This is a genomic window from Leptospira gomenensis (genome assembly GCF_004770155.1).
GTDB lineage: Bacteria > Spirochaetota > Leptospiria > Leptospirales > Leptospiraceae > Leptospira > Leptospira gomenensis.
Window position 1 is genome coordinate 140,506 of record NZ_RQFA01000066.1, and the last position, 12,916, is coordinate 153,421.

Sequence of the window (12,916 nt, forward strand, 5' to 3'; positions counted from 1 at the left end):
AAGGAAAATGGAATTCCTGAAAGATTGGGATCGTTTCGTTTTCGTCGAGTCCGTAACGTAATCCGAAACGAAACGGTTTCGACTAAAAACGATAAAAGCGTATAAAATGGTTGAATTTTTCTATTCGATCGCGAAGTTTCGGAATATGCAGAAATTCTAATACGGATCGGTCCTTCGGATTCGTTTCCCTATTTTGAATCGAGACATTGTAACCGATACGACCGGAGCCCATTTCGTAAAAGTTTATCTTGCAGAATCAACGTTCCCGAAAACTTTCTTCTTTCGTGAACCTCTCCGGAATATCTATATTCCGGAGAGGGCTTCCGTGATTTAGAGGATAAACAAACTCAAGGTTCCGTTTGCGCTCGTCGTGCTGGACTTGTTCCAAGTCAAAATCAGTAGTTTCCCGTTGAACCCGTCCAAAACCGCGGAGTAGTCCGAAGTCGAATTGAATCCTTGACCGGCGCTTTCATTGGTTCGGAAACTAGCGATGCTTCCGTTCGGATTCAAACGACCGACTTGATTTTGAAATCCGTTCCCGGCCCAAACGGCCAAAATTTTCCCGTTTACGATATCATTCTGCAAGACCAATCGATACATTTCCCCTGCGGAAGTCGGGAGATTGCTTGCGTTTACGTTCGTACTGGTCAAGGAAGAACCGTCGAGATTACTCTGTTGAAACGTATAACCGTTCCCTGCATTCGCTCCGAAAGCGACTTGGATCCACTTTCCGGAAATCGGATCTAGGACTAAGTAAGGCGATACCCGTTCCAAATAACTCGCTCCACCGGAAAAATCGAGACTGAAACATCCCGTTCCGTCCAGATTGCAGTTGTAGTAGTAGTGTTTCCAAGGAGAGGAATTCGTTCCGGCGATCGCCACAAGTTTTCCGTTGACGTAATCGAGCTCGGCGGAAAGCGATTTTCTACTGATGTTGAAGTCCTGGGTTCCGGTGGCCGCAAAGATTTGTGTTCTCACACAACTCGTTCCGTCCAAATCGCATCGGAACAAGGAAAGCGAGTTCGAAAAAGAAAAGTCCACCGTTACGACTAAAATCTTGGAATTGACGATATCCACCAAGAGTTTCGGCCGAAATCCGGAACTCGCTCCGCTACCGGCGGAGATGTCCTTATGTTCGCAACTCGTTCCGTCCAGATTACAACGAAACAAAGACGGGCGAGAGGAATTCGACTGATTCGTAGTCGCAATCAAAACCTTTCCTCCGATCTCGTCGATCCCGATCGAAGGATTCAATCCCGAATTCGCACCTTGACCGGAAGAAACGTCAAAGTGTTGGCAGGAAGTTCCGTTCAGATTGCAACGGAATAAGGAAGGTTTATTCGAGTTGCTTCCGTTCTGAGTTGCGATTAACAACTTTTTCGAAATCGGATCGATCACTGCGGAAGGAGTTTGTCCCGAGTCGGCGCCTTGACCTACGGAACCGGAAATATCCACATGAAGCGCAGAAGTCGTTCCCGGTATCGAAGTTGTAGGACTTGTGCTTCGAATCGGACTCAGAGGACTTTCTCCTCCGTTATGAATCGCGGTGACCGCAAAATAAGCGAGAGTTCCGTTGCTCAAACCCGTGACCGGAATCGGAGATCTCGTTCCGCTTACGCTCGCAGAGGAAGTTGAAACCCCGCTCGAAGTCGAGTAATAAACCTTATAGCTGGTCGCTCCGCTTACGGGAAGAAAACTTACCAGAACTTTCGTGTTCCCCGAAGCGACGACGATTCCTTTCGGAGACGGAGGTGGTCCGATATTTACCGTCTGACTGACGACACTCGAAACGTTGCCGGACTTATCTTTTGAAATCGTTTTTAAAGAAATCGTTCCGGCCGTATTCAGAGTCACGGTTCCCGCATAGAGAGTTCCGTTCCGAATCGATCCGTCGGCATGAAAGCCGGGAGCACTTCCGTCCAAGGTATAAAGAATTTGGTCGCAACCGGAACCTCCCGTGTCCGCGCAGGAAGCAGTAAAGCCCGTACCGACCGGGAAGGGTCCGACGCTGGTGGGAGATACGATCGAAGAAGTCGGAGTCGTCTGGTCCTTCGTTACGGTCACCGTCGTATTTCCCACGTTGATCGCGCTTGTAACGCAGATTCGGATCGTATTGTCTCCTTCGCTCAATGAAGAATTCAAAACCGTAGTTACCGTATCGGATCCTCCCGCGGCGATAGTGCCCGAATGAAGAGTCGTTCCGGTACTACAATCGCCTCCTCCCAGTCGTACGGTATAATCTCCGGATCGATCGCTTTGCCATGAGATACTTCCGTCCTCCGCCGATACGTATCTTCGATTCGAGTTCACGGTGATCTGAGGAGTTGCCAAATCGACTACGTATTCGTAAAGACGTACGGATGTGACGTTACCGGCCAGGTCCCTGGCGATCACCTTGATTTTCGTATGAGCGTTATCTTCGGTTTCGATCGTAGTTCCGGAATATTGGGTACCCCTCTCAATCGTTCCGTCCAAGGCTCGGATCGATGGATCGGTCGGATCCGAATTTACCGATTTCAAAAATACGATCTTGTCGCAACCGCTGGAAGAATCCGAACAGCTAAAACCGACATTCGTAAGCGTACCGTAGCTCCCGGCTCCCGGAGCGGGAGTTATGGTGGGAGCCGTGTCGTCTCTTGTAACTAGAAAGTGAAAGGAACCGACCCGATCCAAACTCGGCTCGCAAACTCCGTTGGCGTTCAAATCGACATACGCAAAAATAGAAAACGTCTTCTGACCTTCTCCGGAGAAGTTTGTGTTCGAAAAAATCGGAAACGACTGAGGAGTTCCCACGGAAGCGGTTCCTCTTCGAATTTCTGTACCCGAGCCACAATCCGAAGCACCGTCGCGAATCGTGAATTTCGAACCGATATTGGTGTTCCAAGTCACCGAAGAACTATGGATCGCTCCGGAAGAATTGCTCACATGCGAAGAACTCAAAGTAGCGTTGATCACTGGAATGGTCGTATCCAAAACGTAGGTTCCGGATCGTAGGACGGAAACATTCCCCGACAAATCCCGACAAACGTATTTCAAAACGTAACTTCCGTTTCCTCCTTCCGCGATTTTAAAAGAAACCGAAGGCGCGTTCGAATACTTTCCGTGAAGAGGGGAAAAACTCGGATCGCTACCGTCCGTCGTATAAAGAATCGAAGCGGCTCCGACGTCGTCTCTACAACTCAAAGTGACGTCTTGCGCGTTTCCGTACGTTCCCGGTTGATTGGCGGAAGTAATGGACACGTTAGGCGAAACGTTATCTTCTCGGATCCGTTTCAGAATCGGATCATTGATCGAATAGTCGTTATCCGTATCGAAACCTTCCGCAATCCCGTCCGAGTCCGAATCGATAAACGCCAACGGATTTCCCCCGCAGTCCGAACCGGTCCAGGAAGAATAATGATTCCACCGATTGCAGAGAAAATAATCCTGAATTCCGTCTCCGTTTTTGTCGATCGAATCCAAAACATTGTCGCCGTTGGTATCCGAAACGAGAAGATCGATCGTCGAATCGGAATCCGTATCGATTCCATCCGGAACTCCGTCTCCGTCTACGTCCAAAAAAGTGCCTTTGATACGGGAATTCCCTTCCGTATCAATTATCATCAACGGAAGATTCTTAGGCAAAAAGAAAGAACCGCCGTTCTGGTTCAAACAACTGATCAAGTTAGTGAGGATCAGGATTAAAATCGGCAAAAATCTCATAGTCTCCGTCATCTTTTGAATCAGACGCGTCATTCGCGCTTATCAAAAGAGTCTCCAGTTTATCTTATTTCGTAATACTCCTCTTCAATAAAGAGAGAGTAACATCTATTTACATTTCAGAATACGAGACTGATACGATCGAAGAAGCGCTACAGAAAGACAAAAAATCCCGATAAAACGTATTCTCTAAATATAATTCGTTAAAATTCCGCCGAATCAAACTTAGATCCGAGCACTCCCTTTATAAAAGGACAAAACGAATTCATATTCAATAAGTTTTAGATTCAATTTTTATAATATGAATTAAGAGAATCCAATCCGATCTCCGTTTTAAAAACGTGAATCACCTTGGGAGTGTGAAACTTCCCGCAACCGTTTTCCTTGGCTTACAAACGGGAAAAACGGAGTCGTTCAAAAGAGGGCTTGTTGTCCTTCGTTTAAAATTTTCATCTACGAAACGGAACAAAGGATTTGAATCGATCTAAATCGAATTACTCAAGCAACAGAAGGTTCCGTTTTCCTGGCGTATCCTTTTTACCCGCAGTTTTACGCAGTGAACTTCGGGACAACGCAGGTTTCGAGGAAGCCACCACAAAAAAACGAACGATCCGCCCCGATTCAAAGCGGACCCAAATCGATAGGAGTTCGTGTCACGACGTTTCCGTCGGTTCCGGGAGCCTCGAGTTTGTTATACGCTCCGTATTGGATTCTTAATTTTCGGAAGGTATGACCCGTCCAAGGGAAAACGAAGACGAAATTTAGTTTTACCCGAAAGTCTGATTCTTTTAAAAGTATATTTGATTCGTTATGCAGAAACCCAAAATCGACAACGGCGAATTTCGAATCGCAGATCTACTCCCCGAACACAGGGAAAGCGCCATCGAACTCGTCCATCAATTCTTCCGTCTCGTCAATTCGTTTCGTCTGGACGGAATTTTTAAAATACGGCCGCGTGCCGCGACGAAGATGGTGGACGTCTATCTGAAACTCAGAGGAACGGGCAAAGTTCTTCTGTTAGGCGGTTTTTTGGGAGAGGAGTTGGTTTCGCTTCTCATCGCGCGCACCGAAGACAAACCGTATCTCGAAGAAGGGAAAACCCTTTTTATAGATCTTGCGGTCACGAAACGCGGCAAACAAAAATCTGGTTTTATGAAACCCCTGGTTTTGTTTTGCGAATCCTGGGCCCGGGAGCAAGGATTCCGAAGCGTGGAACTCCGAGCCATCTCCGAAAACGAAAACGCGGTGTCGTTTTGGAAGTCCATGGGTTACGATCCGTTTTACGTCCGATTCAGAAAGTCGTTTTAAAAACGTTTGTCACAGACTTTGCCGAATCCGTTCTCCGACCCGGAAACTTCCGGATGAAAAAATCGGTTTTCGATTTTTTAGGAAAGAATTAGTTTCCCGAAACTTCGAAAACCCCTCTTTCGTTTCAAAAAATTTTCTTTCGTTTTTCGCATTCAATTTGCTCGCCAAAGGATCCGCTCGCGAAAAAAAACGCGACAAGTAGAAAGGAAACCCTCTCCAGGAAACATAAAACGAAAAGTCGTTTCCGTTTGGCAATAAATTATAAACCGAAATACTATCGTTTCATAATCGATATTGATAAAACGTTCCTTCGTTCCTTTTACTCTTGACTCCGCCCGATACTGACCTCTAGTGTCCGCAAATTTACAAAAGGATTTGAGAGATGAAAACTAAGATTTCAATTTTTCTAATATTATTCTTTGTGACAACGGCGGCGTTCTCCGTGGACATCGTCAACAAAGACAGTCAGTCCTATCGGATCATTTACAACGACGCCGGAACCGAACACAACGAGATCCTAAACGCCGGCAAAAAGAACAGCAGCATCTGCGGAGAATGCGACGTTTACATCCAGGGAATAGGAACCGTTCACGCGGCCGGTAGCGAAAAGATCGTGATCCAAAACGGGAAGGCGAAAGTAGAATGACCGCAAAAAAATACGGCTCTTTAAGAGCGGGTGTCGTTTTAAAAACCTCGATGAAATCTTTGTTGTTGTTCATAGCGATGACGTTTTCCGTTTACGCAATGGATTCCGGAAGTTTCAATCAGCTAAAGGATAGAATCGAACGCGAAGGCTTTAGCGACGGCAAGTTCTCCGTAATGCGCAGCGCAGCCCCGAGAAATACGTTCACTTCGGATCAAGTCGCGGAGCTTATGGATATGTTCAGTTTTTCCAGCGACAAAATCAAAGCCTTGTCCGTTTTAAGAACCCGTATCGAGGATCCGCAGAACTCGTACGTCATCGTAGAACGTTTCAACTACGACAAAGACAAAAAAGACGCGGCGGCTTTATTGGAAGGGATCGAATCCGCATTACCGAAACCGCCTCGCACGAAAAAAAGAACCGTGTGTTGGGGATCCGGTGCGGGAAAGTATTGTTATACGGAATATTTCACCGAAGAATAACGATCTTTCCTACTCATGAACCGACGTGGTCCTCCCGGATCACGTCCACCTCGACCTTCATCTTATGTTTTCCCCCTCCGAACAGAATCCCTTTGAGCGGCGATACGTCCGCAAAATCGCGTCCCACGGAGGTAAATATGTATTCTTCGCTTAACATTTTTCCGTTGGTGGGATCGTAGTCCACCCATCCGATTCCGGGGCAGTAAATTCCGAACCAAGCGTGCGACGCGTCCGAGCCCTGTAGTTTTTTTTGTCCGGGCGGAGGAAACGTTTCTATATACCCGGATACGTATCGACAAGGAATCCCTATACTACGCAGAGTCGCTATGGATAAATGTGTGAAGTCCTGACAAACCCCCTTTCTACTTTTTAAAACCTGTGCAGGCGCGGTGTGGATAGTGGTCGCGCCGGCCTTAAACTCGAACGTATTATAAAATTTTAATGTATATTCGGATACGGCCTGTAACAACGGCTTGTTAAAATCGATCATTTCTCCAGCGAAAACCGCGAATCTCGGATCCTTATGTACGAAGTTGGAATCGGCGAGATACTCGAGCGCGTCCAAGTCCTCCTTCAAATGGGAGGACTTAAGAAGCTGCGGTATTTCCGAGACCTTGGGGGAATGGGTAAGATCTCCATAGTCGATAGGATGTGTGCTGACCTTACTTTCCGAAACGATTTCCAACATCCGATGAGAATCCTCGACGGAGAAGGAATAGACCAGATTTCCGAAATAATCCTTTCGATATCCGGAAACGGAAGGCCCCGGTAGTACGTGCAACTTTAGGTCGCTGCAATCCTGATGACGATTGCTCGTAGGACACATATGCGCCGTATTATGACAGTGGGAAACCTCCTCTTGATAGCTGTAGCGCGTAACGTGTTTCACGGTATATTCAGCCATTGTAATCTCCCAATTGGATCTGTTCCTCCAAATAACGGAAATATCTAGAAGAGATGGAATCCGACAGAGACGCGATCTGATAATTGATGTCGTTCAGCCATCGGTTGACGCTCAGAGCCGGGTTTACGTATTCGAATAACCGTTTCGCATCCTCCTGTGCAAATCGGTTCCGGATCTCGGATACGATCCTTTCCTCGGCGGAAGGTTCCTCTTTTTCGGAATGGGGAAGATAAGACACGTATTCACCGAGTTTACGGAGCTGATATACGAGCGATCTCGGATTGGTTTCGTCGAAAAGCAGAATATCGAGTACCGAGTCCGCTTCGATCCTATATCTGTATCTTCGTCGATACGTGATCTTGATATCGTTGATGTTCAGGAGCGATTCGAACATACTTTTATTGTATAACGTCGAAAGATTCAGGACAGAAGTTACGAGACGGATCGTATAAGAGGCTCGTTCTATCCTCTTTCCTATGTTCATAAAATACCATCCGGCTTCCCGCGACATACTTTCGATTCCCAACCCGGAAAGCGAAGCCAATCTTGTGATCAAAAGAATCAGATATTCTAATATCTCGTCGTAGGAACCGATCCGTTCCGATTCGTCCGTCTCCAACATCGATAATACGTAACGACTATCCTCAGAAAGTCGATCCCGGACCGACTTAGAGGCACGGACGTAGGAGTTCAGATCCGATCGTATGCTTCCTGTTAGTTGATGAGAGAACACCTGGTCGAACATCTGTTTTTTTGCACCGGTCAAAGGATCCGAAAGGTCCAGTTGTAAAAACCCCGGATACGTCGCCGTAACGTGTGTGGCCGTCTGCAAAAGAAGCCGTACTAGATCCCGATCGTATGATTCCTCCATGTGAACGATGTTGAGAATCGTTTCACGTAACAATCTCGCCTGGTTCTCCGTACGTTCCGCATAACGTCCCATCCAAAACATATTGTCCGCGACCCGACTCGGAATTCCGGCGCCCGAACGGCGGATCTGCATCCTTTCCGTCTTTCCGGGTAGAAGACTTACGTCCTTTTTTTCCTCGGAGGCGAGAATCCATAAATCTTTGGAGACTGCGCCGGTCTGGTTGGTGACGATCATGTCCTCCACGTTTTCCGTAACTCGAACGAGTCCTCCGGACATGGTCATATATCCGTTTTCGGAAAGCGCCGTAAAAGCGCGGAACACCGATCGGCCTTGCGCAAACTTATCCCCGGAGAGGACCGGACAAGTGGAGCCGTTTACGATTTCCTGTGACACATAACGTTCCGGACGGAGGGAAATTTTTTTCCGGATTTCCTCCAATTCGCTTTTCGGAAGCGAGGAAAGAAAAACTCCCGGTTCCATCGGATCGCGAACGGCCGGTTTGAATACGAATCGTTCCGGCCGATCGAAAACCTCCTTCACCGACTCGGGATTTCCCATCCAAAGTGTGCGCACGTTCGGGAGGATCAGATCCTCCGAAAGATAATATCTGCAAAGAGAAGACAAAAAGGGATGTAACGCACGATTCTCCAAAAATCCGGAGCCGATCGGATTGGCGACTCGAACGTTCCCTTCCCGAATCACATTCAAAATTCCTGGTATTCCCAATAACGAATCGCCCTTTAGTTCCAGCGGATCCATATAAACGTCCACGACCCTGCGGAAGATCACGTCCACTTGTTGCAGACCTTCCACCGTCTTGATGAAAACGAAGTTATTGCGTACGGTAAGATCTTCCGCCTGAGCAAGAGTAAATCCCAGATACCCGGCGAGATACGCGTGTTCGAAGTAGGTTTCGTTCCCGGAGCCGGGGGTCAATAAAACGATCACTGGTTCCCTGTCCTGAACCTTGGATAAGGATTGAAGGGCCTTGCGCAGACTTCTGAAATACAACGCGACTCGATGCACCTGCGAGTCCCGATAGATGGACGGAAAGATACGCGAAAGTACGATCCGATTTTCAAGCGCGTAACCAGATCCGCTCGGCGCCTGAATCCTATCCCCGATGACGACAAAACTTCCGTTCTCCTGTCTCGCCAAATCGCTCGCCATAAAACAGAGTTCGTTCGTCGTGGAATGCCCGAATCCGTTACACTGTCTCAAAAAATCTTGGGAGCCGAAGAGGATTTCCGGAGGGACCTTCCGGTCGTAGACGAGTTTTCTCGATCCGTAGACGTCCTTAAAGATCGCGTCGAGAAGTTCCGCCCTCTGAACGAGACCGCGTTCCACTTCTTCCCATTCCTTACTTTCCATCAGAACGGGGAACAGGTCCAAGGACCACAAACGTTCCACCGCTCCCGGCTCTTCGTACACGTTATACGTCACACCGTTTTCCTGCAAGAGGCGTAAGGAATCCCTTTTTCTTCGGTTTAATTCATCTTGCGTTAATGCGTCTAATGAGTTGATTAAAAATTCGTATTTGTTTCTGAGTTTTCCCTCTCCGTCGTAGAGTTCGTCGTAGAGGGACGGAATCGGAACATATCCTTCTCGCAGATTCAATCGGGCGTTGGGCTGGTTTACCATAAAATTCTGAGCCATCATTCAAGTTCCGTCGGTTTTGGCGATCCTTTATGGAACGTTTTTTTTCCAACCCGGACCGGGAGCCCACCGCAGATCCAAGGTATATGGGGAATGAGGATGCGACAGATTTTGTGGAGCTCCCGTTTCTCCGGCCGTGTGACCGTGGTCCGCGAATCGGCTGATCCTTCTACTTTCCGCCTCGAAGGAATTGACCGGGAACGTATCATACGACCTTCCTCCCGGATGAGATACGTAATACCTACATCCTCCGATCGACCGTTCGCTCCAGGAATCCCAAAGATCGAACACCAAAGGATTGTTTACGGGAAGATTGGGATGTAACGTAAACGTAGGCGACCAAGCCTTAAAACGTACACCCGCGACAGCCTCTCCTATTTTTCCCGTGGAACGCAACGGAACCTCGAATCCATTACACGAAAGCGCATAACGTCCCTGAGTCCAACCGTCCACTTTGACTTGAATACGTTCGAGCGCCGAGTCCACGGCGCGCGATGTCCCGAAAGAATTCGCCTCTTCCCCCAAAACGTCCCAAGGTTCCAGTGCCATCCGTAGTTCGATACCGATCCCGTCCTTTTGTGTCCTTCCGTATTCAGGAAATCTAAATTCAAAAAATGGAATAAAGTCTTCTTCGTAAAAGGGATAACCGCACGTTTTAAGATCTTCGAGCACTTCCTTAAAATCCTGCCATACGTAAAAGGGAAGGAGATATTTGTCGTGCAGTTCGGTTCCCCTTCTGATCGGGGGACGTCTGTAGGGATTCTCCCAAAACCTACACAACAACGACAAAACAAACATCTGTTGCACCACGCTCATTCTGTAGTGCGGAGGCATTTCGAACGCACGAAATTCCACCAAGCCGAGGCGACCCGAAGTTCCTGCGGGAGAATACAATTTGTCGATGGAGATTTCGCTTCTGTGCGTATTACCCGTCACGTCCACGAGAAGATTGCGAAAGAGACGATCCACGAGCCAGGGAGGAACGTTTTCCAACCGATCCACCTGTCTGCACGCGATTTCGAATTCGTATAACGTTGCCTCTCTTCCTTCATCCATACGAGGAGATTGTGAAGTGGTTCCTATAAAAAGACCTGAAAACAGATACGACAAAGAAGGATGATGTTGCCAATAAGTGACGAGACTTCGAAGCAGATCGGGACGTTTTAAAAAGGGACTTTCGTCGGGAGTCAACGCTCCGACCGTGATATGATTTCCGCCTCCGGTTCCGGAAGCCCTTCCGTCGATCTGGAATTTTTCCGTACTCAGTTTGGACTCGATCGACTTCTCGTATAAGATCCTCGTCTTTAATTCCAATTCCTCGAAGGAAGTCGAAGGATGAAGATTGACTTCGATCACCCCTGGATCGGGAGTGATTTTAAAAACTTCGATCCTTTCGTCCGTCGGAGGTTCGTATCCTTCCAATCGGATCGCGACTCCCGAAGCGAGGGCGGCCTGCTCGACACAAACGATCAAGTCCAACCAGACTTCCAACGAAGGAACGGGTGGAAGAAATACGTGCAACATCCCTTTCCTTTCCTCCACTACGAGGGTGGATTGGATCGGCGGACCTTTTTCATCGAAACTCTTCGGAGGAAGATCCAGACGTTTTCGAACCTTTTCCTCGATCCGTTTTCGGGAAGGTAAGGAAGGTTTTTTTTCCAGAGAAGTGAAGTGCGGAAATTCTCGAAACCGATCCGAGATCGAAGCGAACGGAATCCTCAACCCCGCTGGAGAATCCCCCGGAACCAGAAACAAACGGTCACGACGCGGATTCCAAGAAGAACTCTCCCATTCATCAATTATATAATTATAATATACTGGAATTGCAAAAGCCGCTTCCTTTTTAAACCCTTTGTCCAGAATCCTGAGAATCCTACTTCTCTCGAGGGAATCGTAGACGCTCGAAAGCTCTCGTTCCATTTCGAAAGGAAGATTCCCCTCCTTCCAGATATAATAAAGATCGTCTTCGTACATCGGAACCATGTAGGAAAGGTCGATCCCGAGAGTTCTACAAATCGCACCGGCAAGAATTTCGGAGGTTTTGCGAGGATCCGAGATTTCGTTTTTTGAGGAAGCGTTCGGCGCGTCCGCCAAAAGCGCGGAATTCTCCCAGAGGTTTTCTCCGTCCTTTCTCCAAAAACATCCGATACTCCAGCGGGGAAGAGGTTCTCCCGGATACCATTTCCCTTGGGAAAACTGCAACAAGGAACCGGAGGCAAACTCCCCACGAAGACGATACATTAGATCTTTAGAAAGTTCGAATTTACGTTCTCCTAATGCTTCGTGATTCCACTCCGTTCCTTGTCGATCCTCGTCTGAGATAAAAGTCGGTTCTCCGCCGATGGAGATCTTGATCCCCAAATCCAGCATTTTCCGGTCGAGGGATTTTCCCCTCCGTTTGATGTCGTTCCAACGCGCCTCCGCATAAGGAAGCGTGACCCTCGGACTTTCGGCGATCCGTTTGACTTCCATCCGAAACTCGAACTCCGTTTCCGCGGGATCCGCAAATCCGAAAATGGGCGCGGCGCTTATGGGCTCCGGAGTGGCCGCGAGAGGGATATGGCCTTCGCCCGTCAAAAGCCCGGAAGTAGGATCCATTCCCACCCAACCCGCTCCTGGAAGAAAGACCTCGGCCCAAGCGTGCAGATCCGTGAAATCATTCTCCGGTCCTTTGGGGCCTTCCAAAGGAATCCGATCCGCTTTGAGTTGGATGAGATATCCCGAAACGAAACGCGCGGCCAATCCGAAATGTCTCAGAATCTGCACGAGCAAAAACGAAGAATCGCGACAGGAACCGGTTCTTTTTTCGAGGGATTGTTCGCAGGTTTGAACGCCCGGTTCCATACGAATGATATAGCCGATATCCTCCGAGACTTTTCGATTGAGTTCCACTATAAAATCGACGATCCGTTTTCGGCTTCCGTATCCTTCCTTTTTCAGAAAACTCATATATGATTTCAAAAGCGGTCCGCTTTCGGAAGGGATCAAATAGGAAGATAATTCTAATTTTATGATATTCTCATATTCAAACGGAAAATTATCCGCATACGGTTCGGTGAAAAAATCGAAAGGGTTGATCACCTTCGTATCGACCACAAGATCCACGAGAACGTTTAGGAGCCGTGTTTTTTCCGGAAAAACGACCCTGGCCTGAAAATTTCCGAACGGATCCTGCTGCCAGTTGAGAAACTGCCGTTCCGGTTCCACCTTTAAGGAATAGGAAACCACCGAAGTTTTACAATGCGGAGCCGGACGAAGGCGGATAACGTGCGGAGAAAGGGAAACGCTCCGATCGTATCGATACGTTGTTTCGTGCGTGAGTGCGACTCGAATGGTCATAGGAATTTTTCCGC

General features: G+C 48.0%; 7 protein-coding genes. 3 read left to right on the top strand and 4 right to left on the bottom strand.

The window, feature by feature from the left end; translation table 11 throughout:
* Window positions 1-330: 330 nt before the first annotated feature.
* On the bottom strand, window positions 331-3,702 hold the full coding sequence (locus tag EHQ17_RS14890) for a chitobiase/beta-hexosaminidase C-terminal domain-containing protein (RefSeq protein ID WP_167881215.1): 3,372 nt from the start codon (window positions 3,700-3,702) through the stop codon (window positions 331-333).
* Window positions 3,703-4,509: 807 nt separating this feature from the next.
* Here EHQ17_RS14890 and EHQ17_RS14895 point away from each other — a divergent pair.
* The 3 genes from EHQ17_RS14895 to EHQ17_RS14905 all read left to right on the top strand — a co-directional run bounded on the left by EHQ17_RS14895 (window position 4,510) and on the right by EHQ17_RS14905 (window position 6,132).
* On the top strand, window positions 4,510-5,007 hold the full coding sequence (locus EHQ17_RS14895; protein ID WP_135590588.1) for a GNAT family N-acetyltransferase: 498 nt from the start codon (window positions 4,510-4,512) through the stop codon (window positions 5,005-5,007).
* 382 nt (window positions 5,008-5,389) lie between these two features.
* Complete coding sequence (locus EHQ17_RS14900; RefSeq protein ID WP_135590587.1) at window positions 5,390-5,653, top strand: hypothetical protein; 264 nt, start codon at window positions 5,390-5,392, stop codon at window positions 5,651-5,653.
* Window positions 5,650-6,132, top strand: a complete 483-nt coding sequence (locus EHQ17_RS14905) for a proline and serine-rich protein 1 family protein (protein WP_246057571.1) — start codon at window positions 5,650-5,652, stop codon at window positions 6,130-6,132. The genes EHQ17_RS14900 and EHQ17_RS14905 overlap by 4 nt, the downstream gene beginning before the upstream one ends.
* A gap of 13 nt (window positions 6,133-6,145) precedes the next feature.
* Here EHQ17_RS14905 and EHQ17_RS14910 read toward each other — a convergent pair whose 3' ends face one another.
* The 3 genes from EHQ17_RS14910 to EHQ17_RS14920 are packed head-to-tail and all read right to left on the bottom strand — an operon-like array spanning window position 6,146 to window position 12,902.
* Complete coding sequence (locus EHQ17_RS14910) at window positions 6,146-7,036, bottom strand: transglutaminase family protein (protein ID WP_135590586.1); 891 nt, start codon at window positions 7,034-7,036, stop codon at window positions 6,146-6,148.
* Entirely contained in the window at window positions 7,029-9,563 is a 2,535-nt protein-coding gene (locus tag EHQ17_RS14915) for a circularly permuted type 2 ATP-grasp protein (RefSeq protein WP_135590679.1), read from the bottom strand. Before EHQ17_RS14915 ends, EHQ17_RS14910 begins: the two co-directional genes overlap by 8 nt.
* Before the next feature lie 30 nt (window positions 9,564-9,593).
* Entirely contained in the window at window positions 9,594-12,902 is a 3,309-nt protein-coding gene (locus EHQ17_RS14920; RefSeq protein ID WP_135590585.1) for a transglutaminase family protein, read from the bottom strand.
* Between the last annotated feature and the right edge of the window lie 14 nt (window positions 12,903-12,916).